Raw genomic sequence first — 18,740 nt, forward strand, 5'->3', positions numbered from 1 at the left:
AGCTAAAATTACATAATGCCTTTGCTTAAATACCAAAAAAAGAATTAAAATTTAGAATTGTTGAAGTAAGGTGAAAATCACTCTGAAAGCTCTTCACCAGGCTTGAGATCGAATTTTTTTCTAAAAAAGTAGACGATTAAATATAAGAGCGGTGTATCCAATAGAGCGATAAGAGCTTTAAAGAGAAATCCACTCAAGATCAATCCCCAAAAGAGTTCCCACCTAAGTTCACCGAAAATGCTAAGCAATAAAACTACTGCAAAGGTGTCTACAAACTGTGATGAAAAAGTGGAAAAATTATTTCTTAACCATAGGTACTTGCCTTTCGTCAGTTTTTTCCAAAAGTGATAAATGTAAATATCAACATACTGTGCCAGTAAGTAGGCCATCATAGAGGCTGCTACTGCAATTGTAGATGCCCCAAATACGTCATCAAATATATTATCACCTATGGGTGACCAGCTTGTAGAAGGTACTGAGTTGGAGACAAAAATGATAAGTAAGGAAAATACAGACGCAAAAATACCGAGCGTCACCACCTGGTTTGCTTTTTTTCTTCCATAAATTTCACTGACAGTATCAGTAATTAAGAACGTGATAGGGTATGGTAAAACGCCAACAGAAATTTCAAAAGTGTAAATTCCAAAAAAATCCCAGTAAAAAAATTTCTGAAATATTAAGTTCGAAACAACTAAAGAGGTAATAAATAAAGCTGTTAATACGAGAAAAATATGTTCTGCGGAAAGTTTTTGTCCTGCTCTCAAATATATTTGGTTTTGATATTTACCTTTGCAGCAAATTTAAGCTGCAAAATCATGGAATCGCCTATTTTCATAGCCGATTGTAAATCAATATTTATTAAAATTTTCTTAACACATTGAAGATCATTACCACAACTTATATCGCTTTAGGCAGCAATCAGGGTGAAAAAATGGACTGGCTTAAAAAAGCCGTTTATGAAGTATACAAAGCCATTGGAGATGTCACCAGGGTTTCTAAAGTGTATAAAACGCCAGCCTGGGGATTTGAGGGTGATGATTTTTTGAATGCTGTCATCGAAGTAAACACAAGATTTTCTGCTGAGGTGACTCTGGAAAAGCTTTTAACTATAGAACTTCAATTAGGAAGAATCAGAGTTGAAAACATAGGATACCAGGCAAGAACCATAGACCTTGATATCTTATTTTACGGAAATGAAACCATTGTTTCAGAACGGCTCACAGTTCCTCATCCTAAATTGATAGAAAGGAGTTTCGTTTTATACCCACTGGCAGATTTAGTTCCAAATCTTATTCACCCTACATTAAATAAAAGTGTATCAGAGCTCATAAATAACTGTAAGGACACCTCACCTATTGAAGCTATTTCAGATCAACTTCAGCACAAGAAAGCTGAATTTAGACAGGTGAATTACCTTACCATTGAAGGGAATATTGGTTCTGGAAAAACCAGTCTGGCAGAAATGATTGCTGAAGATTTTAATGGGAAGTTGATTTTGGAACGTTTTAAAGACAACCCCTTTCTTCCAAAATTTTACGAAGATCAAGCCCGGTTTGCATTCCCTCTGGAAATGTCCTTTCTGGCAGATCGCCACCAGCAGTTGATGGACGATATATCACAACTGGATTTATTTTCAGATTTTGCCATCTCGGATTATAATCCCAACAAGTCGTTGATATTTTCAAAGGTGACACTTCAGGAAGACGAATATGCTTTGTACAAAAAGATTTTTGACATTATGTACAGTGAAGTCCCAAAGCCAGATGTCTATGTCTATTTATATCAGAATATTGAGAGGTTGCTCAGAAACATTAAGAAAAGAGGGCGTGAATACGAACAAAATATCACTCCAGATTACCTGAAACGCATTCACGATGGGTATCTGAATTTTTTTAAATCTCAGAACAAAATAGATGTAAAAGTTATTGATATATCAGATTTGGATTTCGTCGCCAACCGTGAAGATTATTTGTACCTGATAGAAAAAATTTCAGAAATCAACACAAAATCTTTACGCTAGTTTATTTAAAAGCAGTTCTCCTACTTCAACCCCGCGATGCACCGCTCCATCCATATAACCAGGGGTTTGAGCTGCAGTCTCTGAAGCTGAAAAAAATAATCTGTCATTGTAAAAAGCAGTTCTAAGTTGAGGATTGCCATTATTTTGATGAGGAACCAAAGACTTGGCATTCTTATGAATGGTAAATTCCTCAGCCCTCCAATTGACATCTGCGTAGGCTTTCGTCTCAAACGACTTGTTTGTAAAAATACTTTTTAACTGATTCAAAACTTTAGTTTTTCTCAGTTGTTGATTTACATGGGAATATCTTGAGTTCAAAAAACCAACAAGACCATGTTGAGCTTTGTTTAAATCGCTGTGATCATACATTTCCTGAATAATTTGATGAGGACTCATCAGCGTTCCTATAAATTGGTTGGTCTTCCAAAAATCAGACGCGAAAGCAGTGGAGAATTTGATAGAGTCTGACATCCATGTGTGAGTGCTGGATAGCAAATCCTTGAATAAATCTGGCAAAGCAGGCTCAACTTGAATACTATCATGGACCAACTGCGGAGGAAGACTTACAATAACATAATCTGCCTCAAACTGATTACTTTCAGTTTTTACCTTAAAGTGAGTATCGTAAGTAATGGTTTTAACTACTTCGTTATACATAATTGAAGCTGAAATTTCTTGATGCAAAGCATCAATCAAATCTATAGTACCATTTTCAAACTTGTAAGTAGCAGCCCCTTGATGAGGAATTTGAAATCGTTCTATATTCCCATTAGGTCTAAAATCATAAATAGCTTCTCTACCATTTTCCTGAACTTTATATGGAATATTCAGCACATTAATTAATTTGAGAAGGCTTGTATGCTGTGGTCCAAACCAGGTAGCTCCCATTTCCAGATGAAGCTGATTTTCTTTTTTGGTATAAATTCGTCCGCCGAGTCTAGGTCTTGCCTCGAGTATAGTAAGGTTAACATTAGCATTTCTAAGAGTGTAAGCTGTAGACAATCCACTTAAGCCAGCTCCAATAATTAAAACATTTTGCATCAACTCATTTTCTTGCAAATATGCAGGTTTACATTCAGGAGTTAAGATACAGAAGTTGTAAAGTAAGTTTAAAATTGAATTAAAGCAGATATACTTTAGTATTGAACTCTTACTTTCACATTTTAAAAAAAGATTGCAGAATAATAATTTTAGTTATTTAATTTAGCTACATGTCTACAACACTAAAGCAAGATATCATTCAAAAAATAGAGATTGAAAAAGCTAAGGTTTCTAATTTATATCAAATAAAAAGTAAAACCGAGAAGTTTACTGAACAGCTTTTTCTCACACTTTTTGATAAAGAAACGGATGTTACAACAGGAATGAATGAATTGGAATTACAATTTAAAACCCTGGCAGATTTGGTATGCTTCAAAGAAGAAGACCCCTGTCGTGAAATCTGGACAGATTTCATGAAAAAATTACCAGATATTCTTCAAAAACTTAATAATGACGCCTGTTTCATCAAAGAAAATGATCCTGCCGCCAATTCTATAGACGAAGTTTACTTAGCTTATCCTGGATTTTATGCAATTGCTATCTACAGGTTGAGTCATGCCTTACTAGAATTTGGTCTTCCGTTGGTTCCCAGATTAATGTCCGAAAGCGCTCATACCAAAACAGGAACAGATATTAACCCTGGAGCAATTATAGGAAATCCTTTTTTTATAGATCATGCCACCGGCGTAGTGATTGGAGAAACTTCAGAAATTGAAGACCGGGTGAAAATTTATCAGGGAGTTACCCTTGGTGCCATGCTCGTAGATAAAACATTGAGAAATCAAAAAAGACATCCTACCATCAAAAGTGATGTAACGATCTACGCCAACGCAACAATACTTGGTGGAGAAACTGTGATTGGAGAGGGATCTACTATTGGAGGAAATGTTTGGTTAACCAAATCTGTAGCTGGAAGATCTACAGTTACTCATAAATCGATGGTGAAAATCAACGAAAACAAAAAAACATGAACAGAAGTATATTAGACCTGATTGGCAACACCCCCATTGTTGAGGCCAAAACCTTAGTAAAAAATCCTTACGTAACACTATACTTAAAACTCGAGGGTCAAAATCCCGGCGGGAGTGTAAAAGATCGTGCAGCGTACAACATGATAAAATCCGCCATGGAGCGTGGTGATATTGATAAAAACACCAAACTAATAGAACCAACTAGTGGAAATACGGGTATTGCTTTGGCTATGGTTGCAGGTATATTTGGCCTGGATATAGAACTCGTGATGCCAGAAAATGCTACAAAAGAACGCGTTCAAACGATGATGGCATATGGAGCAAAGGTTACTCTTACAGACGGAGAAAAAGGAATTATGTATTCCAGAGATTATGCTGAAGAAAAAGTAAAAACTGGAGATTATTACATGTTCAATCAGTTTGGAAATGAGGATAATTGGAAAGCACATTACAAAACTACTGGCCCGGAAGTTTGGAGAGATACTGACCAAAAAGTAACTCATTTCGTATCCTCTATGGGAACTACAGGAACCATTATGGGAACATCCAGGTACCTTAAAGAAAAAAATAAAAACATTCAGCTGGTGGGGGTGCATCCTGCCGAAGGAACTAAAATCCCGGGGATACGAAAGTGGCCCGATGAATACTTACCTAAAATTTACGACCCCAAACGTGTTGATCATATTTATGAAGTGAACGAAGAGGAAGCCAAAAAGATGGCGAGATACCTTGCAGAAAAAGAAGGCATCTTTTCGGGCATGAGCTCTGGCGGTGCAACAGCAGCAGCTGTGAAGCTTTGTGAAGGTTTGGATCATGGAGTTGTCGTAAGTATCATATGCGACAGGGGTGATCGCTATTTATCTTCCGATCTATTTGAGAGCTAATTGCTGAAGAGGCTAAATGTTAAATTTATAAGACTTCTTCTATATTTATCCTAAAAAGTGAATTAAAAACTTAAATTTCGACACTTAACGCATAAATTATAATCTATGCCTAATGTATTTATAAGTGGAACTGGTGCTTATGTGCCACCTAAAATTGTTCCCAATTCCTTTTTTGAAAAAGTTGGATCTTCAGACGAATGGATTTACAATAAACTTGGCATTAAAGAACGCCGTATTGTTGAAGATGAAGCAACAAGTGACTTGGCTTACAAAGCAGGACTGGATGCCGTAAAAAATGCAAATCTTGAAGTAGAAGATATCGATCTTATTATTGTTGCTACCACTACTCCAGACCGGCAGGCTCCCTCTTGTGCTTGTTTTGTTCAGGAAAAAATGGAGGCCTTTAATGCCGTTGCTTTTGATGTAGCGGCTGTATGTTCTGGTGCTTTATTCACCATTTCAGTAGGTTATCAATTTGTAAAAAACGGTGTTTATAATAATGTACTAGTTATTGGTGCAGACACCTTTTCCAATATTATAGATTGGGAACGCAGAGACTCTGTGTTTTTTGGTGATGGTGCAGGGGCTCTTGTATTAAGTAAAACTGAAGAAGATAAGGGGTTTATTGATTTCAACTTACATTCTGATGGACGAGGAAAAGAGCATTTTACAATTCCTGGAGGCGGTTCTGAAACCCCAGCTTCTAAAGAAACACTTGACAATAGATTACATTATTTTCAAATGAATGGAAAAGAAGTATTTGATACTGCTACAAAAGTAGTACCCGAATCTATTCATGAACTTTTAGAAAAAACAAAAACATCGATTGATGATGTGAGTTTCATGATTCCACATCAACCAAGTATTGGAATTTTAAAGACTATTGCAGAAAAAATAAATATGCCTTTTGAGAAGGTGATGACCAATATGGATAGGTACGCCAACACTTCTGGAGCCACAATTCCATTGGTTTTAGACGAAGTTCATAAAGCTGGCAAATTCAAAAAAGACGACGTATTGCTTTTTGCAGCCGTTGGCGCGGGATGGACCTGGGGGACGGCACTATATAAATGGTAATCAAAATTTAAATTATGCTTAAAGGAAAAACATATCTTATTACAGGCATTGCAGATGAGCATTCACTGGCTATGTATGTTGCCAAGAAAATAAAAGAAAACGGAGGTAAAGTTATTTGTACAGGGCTTGGAGTAAGCAAGTTTCACGATAATTTATCGGATAAGGCTAAAGCCTTTCTAAATCAAAATTTTAAAGACTTTCAAGAAAGTGTTCATCAAGAATTAGGAAAAGACACTCCTACTGAGATTTTAGATGTTTCTCAAGAAGATAGCATTGCAGATTTTTGCGAACAGTTCAAAACAAAACAACTGAAAGTAGACGGTTTTCTTCACGCCATTGCTATGGATAAAACCATAAGAAATAAAGTAGTGAAACCATTGCTTGATGTCACCTTCAAGGAGTTTTGTGATACTATGGAGGTTTCAGCATTTTCACTTATAAGTTTAACAAGCCATTTATTCAAAAATAATTTGTTGAACGCTGATGCTTCCATTTGCTCCTTAAGTTATATCGCTGCTTCCAAAGTTACCTTTCACCCCTATAGAAATATCAGCATCGCTAAAGCTGCATTAGAGCGTATCACTGTAGAACTTGCCGACGAAATGGGAAGAAAAAATGGAACTCGAGTGAATTGTATTCGGTTTTCACCTTATATGGGAAGTAAAGCTGGTAATGCCACTTTAAATGAGAAAGATGTAGAATTTGCACATCGCAAAAGCCCTCTTGGTAACGCTCTTCCAGAAGATTTAGCTTACGAAGTCTTAAACCTTTTAAGACCTAATGGAAGAACGACTGGAGAGATTAGACATGTGGATGGAGGCTATAATATTATGGGATAGGCAAATTTAGTCACTTTTATAAAAGTTTGTATTGATTTATAAGTATTTCATTTTTGTAGTGATGGGATTTGCCATTACATTTTCAATGCAGGCTCAGCTTGGGTTTTGTGAAGGAAATTCTGGTGATCCTATTTTTGAAGAAGATTTTGGACAAGGAACTCAAAATGGTCCTCCACTCTCTGCAGAGGTGACCAATTACGAATTTGTGACTCAAGATGTTGAGGACGGACAGTACACTATCTCTTCCAACCTTCAGCAACTTAGCAGCTTTCACAATGCTCCCGATCATACCGGGAATCCAAATGGCAAAGCTTTAATTGTTAATGCCAGTGATGACCCTATTTCTGAACCTGGCTTATTTTATCAAATTCCAGTAGATGGGCTTTGTATCAATAATTCTTATGAATTTTCAGCATATCTTATGAACATTTATGATCCTAGTTCAAACATTTGCCCGAATGCAGGTATTCCCGTTAATGTAAAATTTCAGATCTGGGACGAAACAGATACAATACTTTTAGCTGAAGGTGATACAGGTGACATAAATGGAACAAATACTCCCACATGGAATCAGTTTGGTTTAACATTCACAACACTTCCCGGACAGGATGCTGTGATTTTAAAGATGCTCAATAATGGTGAAGGTGGCTGTGGAAATGACTTAGCTATTGATGATATAGTTTTCAAATCCTGTGGAGATTTTACAGAAATTTTAGGTGAAAATAATGAAACAAAACTTCAATTATGTGAAAATGAGGTTGTGAACGATTTCACCATAGAAGCCAATCCAGATTTTAGTGTTTATGAATCTCATAATTATCAGTGGCAGGAAAGTACTGATGGTGAAATTTGGAATAATATTCCTGGAGAAACTAATGCGCAGCTAGTTATTCCTGAAATTTCAGAGAGTAGATTTTATAGAACTCTAGTAGCGGAAGACCCTTCTAATATAAACAACACGGCCTGCAATAGTATATCAACAATTTTTGAAGTAGAAAGTATTGAGTATATAGATCCAATAAGCAGAGGTGATGTGTTCATTTGTGACGGAATTCCACAGCCTATTGTTGTAGAGACAAATTCCAGTATAAGTGTGAACTGGTACGATAGTGAAAGTGATGGAAATCTATTGGCAGAAGGTACTTTTGAATTTGAACCAGAAAACAACGGTATCTATTACGCAGAAGGCACAACTATAGAAGGTAACTGCACCAATCCCGACCGTGTTGCTATCCAGTATTCTCTCTTCGACACTCCAGAACTTTTTGATGAAACCATTGAAGTTTGTGAAAATCAAAGTTTAATACTGAGTGAAAGTTTTGAAAATGTAGATTATTTATGGAGTACTGGCGAGACAACCAACTTTATTGAAGTTGATAGTTCTGGAATTTATACGCTTGAAATAACTACAGAAGACAACTGCGTTGTTTCCAAAGATTTCAACGTTGAAACTATTTCTCCACCAGAAATTTCAGAAATCTCACAAAATGATGACTCATTAATTATTGAAACTACTGATGATGGGGATTTTAGTTATTCAATAGATGGAAACAATTTTCAAAGTCAACCTATCTTCAATAATATAGAAGGTGGCTTATATACTGTTTACGTCCAGGAAAACAATGGATGCGGGCTAGTAAGTGAGGAGTTTTTATACTTGGTTATTCCTGATTTTTTTACTCCTAATGCAGACCAAATCAATGATACTTTCAAGATTGAAGGAGATATATTTTACGAAGTATTTGAAATTGTCATTTTTGATAGATATGGTAAAGTTTTAATCCGAAGTGACAAAGCACCATTTGAATGGGATGGAACGTATAACGGTAAAAATATGCCTGTCGACGACTACTGGTATCGTATCAAAATCAATGATAAAACGTATAGTGGAAATATAACTTTGAAGCGATAAACTTCATTTCAGTGTAAACTTTCGTTAATTCTACTTCTAAATCTGAACTGATTGTATCAAGAGATTTATTATTGAATAAAAAATATGTTTGGATTATTTAAAAAGAAAACTGAATTAGAAAAACTTCAGGAACAATATAAAAAGCTGCAGAAGGAAGCATTTGACTTATCTAAAAGTAATAGACAAAAATCGGATGCCAAGTTAAAAGAGGCCGATGATGTGGCCAAAGAAATCGATAAGTTGAAAGCTCAACAAAATTAGCGCATTAATTTGACGAGTAATTCCTTCAATAAATCTCCATTAGAAATTTGATTGGAATTCACACCTTTTCCTTTCAAATCCACTTCACGAATTAGTGAAATTGCCTGACTGGCTTTCTTCATAGAATATTTTTGTGCAGCAAAGCTATAATCTTTCACGAAATACGGATTAACTCCCAAAGCTCTTGCCGCAGAAGATTGAGACTTATCTTTTAGAGCATGATATCTCAATAATTTATTAAAGAATGAATTTAGCTGAGCCGTCGTAAGTAGTATGGGATGATTCTTTGAGTTCTGAGCGAAGTAAGCAACAATTTGCTGTGCTTTCACTTCATCTTTAACACCTATGGCTTTGGTAAGTTCAAAATTATTAAAGTCTTTACTTATACCGATATTTTCTTCAACATGTTCAGGCGTAATTTTTGAACCCTTTGGTAATACATGTTGTAATTTTTCCAGCTCTTTATAGATATGAGAAAGATTGTTCCCAAGAAACTCAACCAGCATTTCTGATGCTTTTGGGGCAATTGAAAAACCAGATGCAGATAAAGTTTCAAATATCCACTGTGGCACCTGATTATCATACAAAGGTTTTGTCTCAAAGTAAACTGCTTCTTTCTTTAGGAGTTTGGTCACTTTTTGGCGACCATCCATCTTTTTATATTTAATACAAAACACCAAAATAGTGCTTTGTTGAGGCTGTTCTACATAGGAAGACAAACTGTCGAGGGTTTTCAACAACGATTGAGCCTCTCTCACTATAATGACCCGATGTTCGGACATCATGGGATATTGTTTAGCCTGCCCAATCACATCTTCAATAGTAACATCTTTTCCATAAAGAATACTTTGGTTGAACGCTTTTTCCTCATCCGAAAGTACTGTATTTTCAATTTTGCTAGCAATAAGGTCTACAAAAAAGGTCTCCCTCTCTCCTACCAAAAAATAGATAGGAGAAAACTTTCGTTGATCGAGATCTGAGAGTATAGATTTAAAATCCTTCATAGTAGATGAGCTTCAATTTGATTCAATTTTGTTTCTTTGGGTATGCAAAAATTGAATTTTCCTGAGTATTCTTTTAAAATCAAAAGTAAAGAAAATAAACCTGCTATATTTTCAATCTTAAGGAAAAAATACCTGGTACTCACTCCTGAAGAATGGGTGAGGCAACATACTGTCAACTATTTAATAAGAGAAAAGAAATACTCCCCCAACCTACTCAATGAAGAACGCCAAATCGACATTAATGGCATTACAAAACGCTATGATGTTGTGGGTTACAGGCCTAGTGGAGCCATTGAACTTGTTGTTGAATGCAAGGCGCCAGGCATTAGTATAAATCAAGAAACGTTCGACCAGATTGCACGGTATAATATGGCATTAAAAGCAGAGTATTTAATGATTACCAATGGTTTGAATCATTATTTTTGCAAAATGGATTATATGAATGAGACTTATATTTTTTTAGAAAATTTACCTTCACATTAAGATATGGATGTAGCAGTAGTCATTTTGAACTGGAATGGGAAAACCCTTTTAGAAAAGTATCTTCCATCGGTTGTAACACATTCTGAAAATGCAAAAATATATGTGGCAGATAATGCATCCTCGGACGATTCCCTTGAATTTCTAGCTGATAAATTTCCTGAAATCGTTATTCTAAAAAACAAGACTAATATGGGCTTTGCAGGAGGTTATAATGAAGCTTTAAAATACGTTGAGGAAGAGATTTTCATCTTACTGAATAATGATGTTGAAGTCACACACGGATGGATAGGTGCTCTTTTGAAATTGTTTAAAACTTCTGAAAAGATAGCTGCCATTCAACCTAAAATAAAATCTATCCAACATCCAAATAAATTTGACTACGCTGGAGCAGCTGGTGGGTTTATAGATGCTCTTGGTTATCCTTATTGCAGAGGAAGAATTTTTGATCATTTGGAAGAAGATCAAGGACAATATGATACAGATTTAGAAATATTTTGGGCGAGTGGTGCTTGCTTTGCCGTGAGAAAGAATTATTTTGAAGAGGCTAACGGATTTGACGAAAGTTATTTTGCACATCAGGAAGAAATTGATTTATGCTGGAGGCTGAAAAATCTAGGTTATACCATCTGGTGTGCTTCTGGAAGTGAGGTTTATCACCAAGGAGGAGGTACTCTAGCTGCATCAAGTCCACGCAAAACTTTTCTGAATTTTCGTAATTCCTTAAGCAACATTTTGAAAAATTCAAATCACAATCCTACAGCTATCCTGTTCATAAGAATGGTTTTAGATGGAGTGGCTGGGTTTAGATTTTTATTGAAAGGTCAATTTTCACATTTCATTTCAATATTTCAAGCGCACATGAGCTTTTACAGTCGAATCCCTGACTTGCTAAAAAAGAGAAGAGATCTCAAAAAAAGATCACACAAATTTGTTGTTAACAGCATAGTTTGGCATAGTTTTGTATTAAAATGTAAACAGTTTAATCAATTAAAACATTGACAATAAATAATTGTTAACTCTTAAATTATTTAACTAACAGAAACTAAATTTGTATAACTTAAAAATTAAAATTGAATCATGAAAAAATTATTTGCTATTGCAATTACTGGCCTTTTGATGACCTCTTGCGTTTCCAACAAAAAATTTGCGGAAATGGAAGACAAATATCAGAGTACACAGGATGAACTTAAAACTGCTGAAATGAAACTTTCAGCTTGTGAAGACGACAAGAAATCTATTAGAGAGTCCTATGAAAGTCAAATCAAGACTTTACAAAACACAAATGCAGCTTTGCTAAATACACAAGGCGAAATAGTTACTATTTCTAAGAAAGGTGCTGAAAACTTAGAACGCTCTTTAGAAAGTATGAAAGAAAAAGATCTTCAAATCAAAACTATGCGTGATGCTATCAACAAAAAAGATAGTGTAACTTTAGCATTAGTAACAAGCTTGAAAGGAGCTCTTGATAATGTGAATGATGAAGACATCGAAATCAATGTTGAAAAAGGAGTAGTATTTGTATCTATTTCTGACAAATTGTTATTTGGTAGCGGACAATTTAAAGTAACTGAAGATGCTAAAAAAGTATTGGCTAAAGTTGCTAAAGTTGTAAATGACAAGAAAGACTTCGAGTTTATGGTAGAAGGACATACAGATGATGATCCAATATCTAGAACAAATATTGAAGACAACTGGGATTTAAGTACTAAGAGAGCTACTGCGGTTGTTAGAATTTTACAAAACGATTACAACGTAGAACCAGCAAGAATGACAGCTGCTGGACGTGGAGAATATAAGCCTGTAGCTAGTAACGATACATCAGCTGGAAAAGCTAAAAATAGAAGAACTAGAATAGTTGTTCTTCCAAAACTTGATCAATTCTTTGGAATGATTGAAGATGGTATGAAAGATGCTAAGTAATTGAGCTTAATGATTCTAAAGCCTCACAATTATGTGAGGCTTTTTTATTTAATAAAATTGGAAAAGATTAGTTGTGTAAAAGAAGATTATTTCTATATTTGCACTCGCAAAATTAGGTCGCGTAGCTCAGCTGGATAGAGCATCTGCCTTCTAAGCAGACGGTCACAGGTTCGAATCCTGTCGCGATCACTTGAAAATGAAAGCCTTACATAATTGTAAGGCTTTTTTTATTTGTCATTGTAACACATTTGTAACACAATTATGCTTTTAGGTATTTTGTAACACAATAGATGTTAAAAAGGAATATTAATATACGCTTATTTCTTCTTCTTTTAAGCCCATATATGCGCAAAACTCTGATATACTTACTACTTGGTGGGGTTCTTTGTTGTAATGCTTTCTAATGCGCTGTAATAAGCTCCTACCGTGTCTTACTGTTTTGCCAGTGATCATGGCAATGTCTTTTGGATAAATGCAAACTCGCTTACTCATAACTTTTTCTTATTATTTTTGATACTTTATATATGCTTTATCTATACTTAAAGTATGGTCTTTATTATACAGTATCGGAATTATTGACAAATATAGGAAACTATTATACCAAAACAATAAAACTATAAGTATTTCCTATTCTTATGTTTATATTTGTTGGAGTAAATTTAAAATTTTTGAAAATGGCAAAACTTGGAGGTATCTTAAAAATTGAAGGAACGCTGGAAAACATGACGTTCTACAAGACAAAGGATGGTCATCTGGTAAGAACTAAAGGGGGCGTATCGAAAGAACGAATACAGAATGATCCTGCCTTTGTTAGAACCCGAGAGAATGGAAGTGAATTTGGTGCTGCTGCATCTTCTGGAAAATTGCTTCGTATTTCTGTTAGGAACTTGCTGATGAGGGCAAAGGATGGAAGGGTGGCTAGCCGACTTACGCAGGCTATGACCAAAATTAAAAACCTTGATACTACTTCTGCTAGAGGGGAAAGAAAGGTTTCTATTGGATTAAATACCGTGGAAGGAAAGGAGATTTTGAAAGGGTTTAATTTTAATAACAAGGCGATTATAGGCTCCGTATTGTTTGCACCCTATGCCATTGATACGGCTACTGGTCAAGTTACTTTGACGGATTTAAACCCGATGAATGATATAGCCTACCCTAGTGGTGCTACGCATGTAAGCCTTACTTCTGCTTTTGCAAAGATTGATTTTGAAACGGGAGAAAATTCGATTGAGATTAGTCCAGCTGTGAACTTACCGATTGATAGTACAGTGGCCACTCAAACATTGGTGCCACCTGCTGTTCCTGCCGGTACAGGGGTTGATGTTATGTTGTTACTCATAGAGTTTTTTCAGGAGGTGAATGGTAGCCAATACATCTTGAAGAATGGTTCTTACAACGTATTGAGCATTTTGGAAATTGCATAGTATTTTTTTGATTTGGATTTGTTCTGCATAGGTTTATTGACCTTTGAATTGTAAAAGCCCTACGATTGAAACGTAGGGTTTTTTGTTTTCCGAACTTTGGATAAGACCTGAATGCCCCCTAATATTTTAAAGACAAAGAAAAAAAAATAAAAAAAGAAAGCCTCTTAAAATATGGCACAGGCAAGGCTGTCAAGTTTTTTAGGCAAAAGTTTTTTTTGTTTTAAATATGTATTAAAAATAAAAAGTTGTTAAAAAAAAGTTTTGGCTAAAACCCGTAGGGCTTGAACTTTACTGCCTTATGGCGGTGGGTGGAGCGTGCCATATAGCTTTGCTATCTTTTATTATTTTTATTGACTAAACATTTGATATAAAACAATTTATAGGATATTATTTTATTGTAAACTTTTGTGTAGTTGTTTTATATGATGACGAAAGCTTAATGAGATAAATGTTTGGTTTGTATAATGACACATCTATGGGGGTGTTGTTTAAAGTACCTTGTTGAAGTAGCTTTCCTTGTATGCTGTAAATGTGATAGGTATAGGATATGCTTCCTATATGTGAGAAGTATAAAAAATCATTGATAACGGTAGGATATACTACTACTTGCTGTAATGTATGATTACTAACTTAAAGCGTACCCCAAGTGTTGGGTGCTTCTGTGACAACGTTTTGGCTATGAGTAGTGCGAGCCAAAAAAGCTAAAGCCATAAATTTAGCACAAACCCGAGCGAACAATTTTTGATTTATAAATTTTATACTATAAATATATATATTGTGAGTAAAAGAAATGACTAAGCCTTAAAATTTTGCCCAAAACCTAGCATTACATATAGAATCGTGATACGAACTGGCTTTTTACGATTGAATAGTTATTTAAAATTTTGACTTATTTATAATAAAAGTAGATATCCTATAATTAAACTAACAAAAAGGTTTCATATTTATAGTTTAAATCAATTTTACCTCTAAAACTTCCATAAATAGATTCACTTATATGCCAGATTCGAATAATACTTCCTGCATAAAGCGTATATAAATAATACCATACAAAGTTCTGTAATCTAACTAATATAAAATACGGTTCATGTAAAGCATAATATAGAATTAAGAAAAACTCGATACCACAATTAATAGAAAAATCAAAGATTTTTCGTTTGATTTAGACCGAATAAATCCAGTTTAGAATTTATAAATACAATTATTACCTAAGGAATTATTTGAAATAGAGAAGCCATTAATTAGAAAAAATCAGGATAGTGAATTTCTCCATATACCATCAACTGTTCTACGGCTCTTTCATATTCGGAATGGTCTACAGTGAAATTACTTGGAATTTCACCGTTTTGCCATAATTCATAAAGTTCATGCTCTGCTTCTTGTCTTGTCATGTTTTCTTTTTTAGCTTGTTACTAATTATTACATATATTCAAAAATACATCACTTTTTAATTTTATGTAACGATTCTATATTTTTTATTTTATACTAATCTATATACAGTACAAAACATAAGTGATATAATATTTCATAAACTTTTTCAAAATTGCATAAAATTATGCATCCTTAATTGGGGTAAAAATGCTTATGAATATTTGATATGCTAGTAAAATAGCTTTTCTTGCTGTGTTTTTAACTAAAAGCATGATATGGCAGGTAATCCAAAGGCGCGAGCCGGCTGCGAGTGGAACAACGGGTGTAATGGGAGGAAGGGCTGATAAGCCCCCCATTACTATGATGTAAACACTGTATGGCGCAGTAATTGGCCTGTGGGAAAAAAAAGGGCTATTATGTAATGCAACGGAAATAAGCTGAACGTGCACGTAACGAAATGAAGGTTTGGCGATAGCCAAGGTGAAATGTAATGTAGTGCATTGTGAAGCGTTTGTAGTGGAATGGAGTAATAGCTCTTTTTGCGGGGTTGGAATAATGCTTTTTTTTGTGAAGTTATGAGCAAAAATAAGCTTTATGAAAACATGGCTGTTCCAATTACTGTGCCATACTATCCGCCCGTTGTGACTAGCAGGCTCGCACATTAATAAGCAGCGGTTGCACCCAAAAAAAATACTTGCGATAGCAAAACCTTGCTGGGCTTGGGTGCAAGAGTAGCTGTGGGTGCAGTAGGAATGGCGTGTGTGAAATATAGCAAACGAATAGTGAATGAAGCTTTAAGCGGAATAAGCGTATGAGTGGTAGATGCAAGGGATATATAACTAATTGCTTGTTGTGTGTGCCATTATCCTATGCACTACTAAACTGTCTATGAAATACGTATGCCCTTGCAGCTATGCTATATGGAACAAAACAGAATGACGGAAGCACACCTTATTACCTGCCACGGATGCTTCTATTTTGTTGTAGCTATTCCTATGGAAACGGATGTAGTGTTGCCTGTATTTTGCTGTACACTTCTTATGAAAACGGAATATTGGAATGCTTCAATACTGGAATACATATCCTATGGAAACGGATGTGTGGGCAAAGGCTAAGAGTAAATGCTATGTGATGTGTGCTTCTATTTTGTATAAATTATTGTATAGCTTTTACTGCGGGGAAGCAAAATGGGTAAAGGTGTAGTGAAACGTAGGCTTTACTTATTTTGCTGGGGGGTTGTATTAATAAAAAATATATTTTAAAATAATCTAATTAATTGTAGTATCTATTTTTTTGGTATTAAAACCATTGTAAAAACCTATTGAAAAATCAATAAACCATTTTATCATTAATAGTATAAACCATATTATATGGGTAGATAACCACCAAAGTAACTTAATAAGATTTATAAAAAGTGTACATGCAAAAAATAATAGTTGAAGGAAAGCAGCATTTTTACCTCTAATATTTATACCTCCCATATTAAAACTTGAATAATTTGGCTTGAATAAATTATAAGAACCTCTACTGTTTTTTACAGAAGTGCTAACGCCTGATTTAGATATGTTAAAATTAAAAGGACCATTTGAGAACCTACCTAAAAACTGAAAATTACCATTTTGAAAACCTAATCTTGTACCCTTTGAAATTCGTTTGTGAAGTCTTAAACCGTGCTTTGTGTTTAAGGTTGCACCATAACCATCACCCGCTATATTTTTTCTTGCAGCTACACCACCAGTCCTTGAGGCTCTTATATTTTTACCTCGATATTCTATCCTTTTAGTTGGCTTATTATTATTACTTGACATACGTCAAATCTTAAAAATATTATTATCAGCTTTATGACTTTAGTTTATAATTTATAACTTTATAAATATTGCTAAAATATTTCTATAAAAGATGCATAGAAAAAAACAATGACTGTTTAAAGATATCTGAAACACCATAGAAATAACCAAGCATTGTCATTATTCACTACCTTTTATTTTATAATATGTTTTTCGTTTATACTTATACAATTTCGCGGTTTGCAGTACATAAGCCTTTTTTTTGTGCAATTGATGTGCTAGTAATCATATTAAAGACGTGTCTTACTTCACCACTTATACTTTATCTTTCCTTTTTGTGAAATTTACAGGCGGTAAAATAATCAATCCTAAACCTGCTTTAGATGAAAGGTTTGAAAGATGTTCCCTTATGTATGGGAAAATAATTGCCGCACCATTAATATGACCGAACTGTTCTAAGTCTTCTAATTTTGTATCGCCTACTTTCTCAAAAACACCAGCCATAACAATTGTGCAGCTAACTTCTTCAACATCATTAAATGATTGTGTATAGTCTATTTTTTCAGTAACGAAAACTACTTTATCCTTAACGTTTACATTGACGTCAACATTAATATTTTGCTTTACACCTTCATTATTAAACGTTACATTTGGAACACGTTTAAAAGTGCTTTCTAACAAAATTAAGTTGGCTATTCTAAAGCCTGATTCCATTTGGTTATTATTCTCTTGTGCTTCCATTACGCTGCCATTGGATAATTGATAGAAAACAATGCTTGATTTTGATTTTCTATTGATGTTAAGCTATTTGCCTGGGCAATAATGATATTACTCTGATTCACTTGATTTGCAATACCATTATTAAAAACACCAGTAGTAGAACTGATGCTTTCAAGATTCAAATAATTAGAGCTATTAAAAATATGTATTTGCTCAAGATTAATGTACGATTTACAATCATTAGTTGAAATTAAGTCGACATATTTACTACCTATAAGCTCAAACTCAATGTTGTTAATACCAACTATTGCATCATCAGAAAAAAAGCAAATATTTTGGAATGGAAATAACTGTATGAAATTGTTTGTAAAATTGTTTTCCCAATTAATATAATCGTTGTCTAAATGATAAATACTATTTGGTACTACTTCTACACAATGAACATTAGCGTCAATATCAAACTCATATCTAACACGAGTCTTTGGGAAAGATGCGATAAACTTTTTTAATGCTTCTTTAATAAAATTTGTTGCTTCTAAATTGTTCATATACATTTTTTTAAAATACTTAGTGATGACTTAGATAAACTAATCGACTGATTACTTTTTGTATAATCAATTGAAATGTCATCATAGTCAGCATTAACCCTCAACCTTTTTAACTGTAAAATATCATTGTAAAATTCTCTATCATTCTGTGATTTACTTTGAACAAATGATTTTATCTGATTTATCAACACTTCGTGAGAACCTTGATTGGAACTATTATTTATAACTTTTAAATCCTGCTCCGATTTTCCCATTGAATTTAACCAAGTGTGTTTCATTAGTTGAATGCAACTGTAATACGCACAATGAACAACAGAAGGATAGTAGCTTTGTTGGTGCAAAAGCTCTGCCGCACCTAAGTTTAGTTCTGATTTGTTTTTTAAGTGCCCCATAAAAAAGAGTGCAAAGGTAATAATTTGTTTGTAAATTTACAATAAATTGATTAAAGAAACAAGCAAAATCGAACATCCAGAAGGTT

At 34.3% G+C, this 18,740-nt stretch carries 21 protein-coding genes, 1 tRNA gene and 1 pseudogene; 13 read left to right on the forward strand and 10 right to left on the reverse strand.

From position 1 onward, the window contains the following. Positions 1 to 77: 77 nt before the first annotated feature. Positions 78 to 764 (reverse strand): queuosine precursor transporter, encoded by a 687-nt coding sequence (locus LB454_RS01010; protein ID WP_224462446.1) that lies wholly within the window; start codon positions 762 to 764, stop codon positions 78 to 80. Between the two features lie 113 nt (positions 765 to 877). Between LB454_RS01010 and folK the strand changes: the two genes are divergently transcribed. Beyond that, positions 878 to 2,020, forward strand: a complete 1,143-nt coding sequence (folK, locus tag LB454_RS01015; protein ID WP_224462447.1) for a 2-amino-4-hydroxy-6-hydroxymethyldihydropteridine diphosphokinase — start codon at positions 878 to 880, stop codon at positions 2,018 to 2,020. Here folK and LB454_RS01020 read toward each other — a convergent pair. Then, positions 2,012 to 3,061 carry a flavin monoamine oxidase family protein gene (locus tag LB454_RS01020; RefSeq protein WP_224462448.1) on the reverse strand — a complete coding sequence of 350 codons (1,050 nt, stop codon included), beginning with the start codon at positions 3,059 to 3,061 and terminating at the stop codon, positions 2,012 to 2,014. The two genes, folK and LB454_RS01020, sit on opposite strands and share 9 nt — an antisense overlap. A 170-nt stretch (positions 3,062 to 3,231) precedes the next feature. Between LB454_RS01020 and LB454_RS01025 the strand changes: the two genes are divergently transcribed. The 6 genes from LB454_RS01025 to LB454_RS01050 all read left to right on the forward strand — a co-directional run bounded on the left by LB454_RS01025 (position 3,232) and on the right by LB454_RS01050 (position 9,005). Beyond that, entirely contained in the window at positions 3,232 to 4,032 is an 801-nt protein-coding gene (locus LB454_RS01025) for a serine O-acetyltransferase (RefSeq protein ID WP_224462449.1), read from the forward strand. Next, positions 4,029 to 4,916 carry a cysteine synthase CysM gene (gene cysM / locus LB454_RS01030; RefSeq protein ID WP_224462450.1) on the forward strand — a complete coding sequence of 296 codons (888 nt, stop codon included), beginning with the start codon at positions 4,029 to 4,031 and terminating at the stop codon, positions 4,914 to 4,916. The genes LB454_RS01025 and cysM overlap by 4 nt, the downstream gene beginning before the upstream one ends. 105 nt (positions 4,917 to 5,021) lie before the next feature. Further along, positions 5,022 to 5,993 (forward strand): 3-oxoacyl-ACP synthase III family protein, encoded by a 972-nt coding sequence (locus LB454_RS01035; protein WP_224462451.1) that lies wholly within the window; start codon positions 5,022 to 5,024, stop codon positions 5,991 to 5,993. Between the two features lie 14 nt (positions 5,994 to 6,007). After that, the gene (locus tag LB454_RS01040) at positions 6,008 to 6,832 is read left to right on the forward strand and encodes an SDR family oxidoreductase (RefSeq protein ID WP_224462452.1); all 825 of its coding nucleotides are present in this window, start codon (positions 6,008 to 6,010) and stop codon (positions 6,830 to 6,832) included. A gap of 31 nt (positions 6,833 to 6,863) precedes the next feature. Beyond that, positions 6,864 to 8,744, forward strand: a complete 1,881-nt coding sequence (locus tag LB454_RS01045) for a T9SS type B sorting domain-containing protein (protein WP_224462453.1) — start codon at positions 6,864 to 6,866, stop codon at positions 8,742 to 8,744. An 84-nt stretch (positions 8,745 to 8,828) separates the two neighbouring features. Further along, positions 8,829 to 9,005, forward strand: a complete 177-nt coding sequence (locus LB454_RS01050) for a Lacal_2735 family protein (RefSeq protein ID WP_224462454.1) — start codon at positions 8,829 to 8,831, stop codon at positions 9,003 to 9,005. Here LB454_RS01050 and holA read toward each other — a convergent pair. Further along, positions 9,002 to 10,009, reverse strand: a complete 1,008-nt coding sequence (holA, locus tag LB454_RS01055; protein WP_224462455.1) for a DNA polymerase III subunit delta — start codon at positions 10,007 to 10,009, stop codon at positions 9,002 to 9,004. The genes LB454_RS01050 and holA overlap by 4 nt on opposite strands. Before the next feature lie 42 nt (positions 10,010 to 10,051). Between holA and LB454_RS01060 the strand changes: the two genes are divergently transcribed. From LB454_RS01060 to LB454_RS01075, 4 genes are all read left to right on the forward strand, one after another. Beyond that, on the forward strand, positions 10,052 to 10,492 hold the full coding sequence (locus tag LB454_RS01060) for a type I restriction enzyme HsdR N-terminal domain-containing protein (protein WP_224462456.1): 441 nt from the start codon (positions 10,052 to 10,054) through the stop codon (positions 10,490 to 10,492). 3 nt (positions 10,493 to 10,495) lie between these two features. After that, positions 10,496 to 11,491 (forward strand): glycosyltransferase family 2 protein, encoded by a 996-nt coding sequence (locus LB454_RS01065; RefSeq protein ID WP_224462457.1) that lies wholly within the window; start codon positions 10,496 to 10,498, stop codon positions 11,489 to 11,491. Between the two features lie 78 nt (positions 11,492 to 11,569). Continuing rightward, the gene (locus LB454_RS01070) at positions 11,570 to 12,412 is read left to right on the forward strand and encodes an OmpA/MotB family protein (protein ID WP_224462458.1); all 843 of its coding nucleotides are present in this window, start codon (positions 11,570 to 11,572) and stop codon (positions 12,410 to 12,412) included. A gap of 115 nt (positions 12,413 to 12,527) precedes the next feature. Further along, a tRNA-Arg gene (locus tag LB454_RS01075) sits at positions 12,528 to 12,601 on the forward strand. Between the two features lie 117 nt (positions 12,602 to 12,718). On the opposite strand, the gene LB454_RS01080 is transcribed toward LB454_RS01075, so the two are convergent. Beyond that, positions 12,719 to 12,904, reverse strand: a complete 186-nt coding sequence (locus tag LB454_RS01080) for a hypothetical protein (RefSeq protein WP_224462459.1) — start codon at positions 12,902 to 12,904, stop codon at positions 12,719 to 12,721. Positions 12,905 to 13,086: 182 nt separating this feature from the next. Between LB454_RS01080 and LB454_RS01085 the strand changes: the two genes are divergently transcribed. Further along, entirely contained in the window at positions 13,087 to 13,836 is a 750-nt protein-coding gene (locus LB454_RS01085; protein WP_224462460.1) for a hypothetical protein, read from the forward strand. A 387-nt stretch (positions 13,837 to 14,223) separates the two neighbouring features. Here LB454_RS01085 and LB454_RS14190 read toward each other — a convergent pair. Together LB454_RS14190 and LB454_RS01095 are read right to left on the reverse strand one after the other, a co-directional pair. Next, a pseudogene (locus LB454_RS14190) lies at positions 14,224 to 14,424 on the reverse strand (T9SS type A sorting domain-containing protein); the annotation flags it as partial. A 653-nt stretch (positions 14,425 to 15,077) separates the two neighbouring features. Then, complete coding sequence (locus LB454_RS01095; RefSeq protein ID WP_224462461.1) at positions 15,078 to 15,227, reverse strand: hypothetical protein; 150 nt, start codon at positions 15,225 to 15,227, stop codon at positions 15,078 to 15,080. A gap of 900 nt (positions 15,228 to 16,127) precedes the next feature. Between LB454_RS01095 and LB454_RS01100 the strand changes: the two genes are divergently transcribed. After that, positions 16,128 to 16,322 carry a hypothetical protein gene (locus tag LB454_RS01100; protein WP_224462462.1) on the forward strand — a complete coding sequence of 65 codons (195 nt, stop codon included), beginning with the start codon at positions 16,128 to 16,130 and terminating at the stop codon, positions 16,320 to 16,322. A gap of 153 nt (positions 16,323 to 16,475) precedes the next feature. Here the strand turns inward: LB454_RS01100 and LB454_RS01105 are convergent, their stop codons facing one another. The 4 genes from LB454_RS01105 to LB454_RS01120 all read right to left on the reverse strand — a co-directional run bounded on the left by LB454_RS01105 (position 16,476) and on the right by LB454_RS01120 (position 18,654). After that, positions 16,476 to 17,015 carry a hypothetical protein gene (locus tag LB454_RS01105; RefSeq protein ID WP_224462463.1) on the reverse strand — a complete coding sequence of 180 codons (540 nt, stop codon included), beginning with the start codon at positions 17,013 to 17,015 and terminating at the stop codon, positions 16,476 to 16,478. Between the two features lie 294 nt (positions 17,016 to 17,309). Next, positions 17,310 to 17,735: a protein-export chaperone SecB gene (locus tag LB454_RS01110; protein WP_224462464.1), complete on the reverse strand. Its 426-nt coding sequence runs from the start codon at positions 17,733 to 17,735 to the stop codon at positions 17,310 to 17,312. Further along, complete coding sequence (locus LB454_RS01115; RefSeq protein ID WP_224462465.1) at positions 17,735 to 18,262, reverse strand: hypothetical protein; 528 nt, start codon at positions 18,260 to 18,262, stop codon at positions 17,735 to 17,737. The genes LB454_RS01110 and LB454_RS01115 overlap by 1 nt, the downstream gene beginning before the upstream one ends. Then, entirely contained in the window at positions 18,259 to 18,654 is a 396-nt protein-coding gene (locus LB454_RS01120; protein WP_224462466.1) for a hypothetical protein, read from the reverse strand. Before LB454_RS01120 ends, LB454_RS01115 begins: the two co-directional genes overlap by 4 nt. Positions 18,655 to 18,740 lie beyond the last annotated feature (86 nt).

The sequence above is a fragment of the Psychroflexus montanilacus genome, from assembly GCF_020164535.1.
Lineage (GTDB): Bacteria > Bacteroidota > Bacteroidia > Flavobacteriales > Flavobacteriaceae > Psychroflexus > Psychroflexus montanilacus.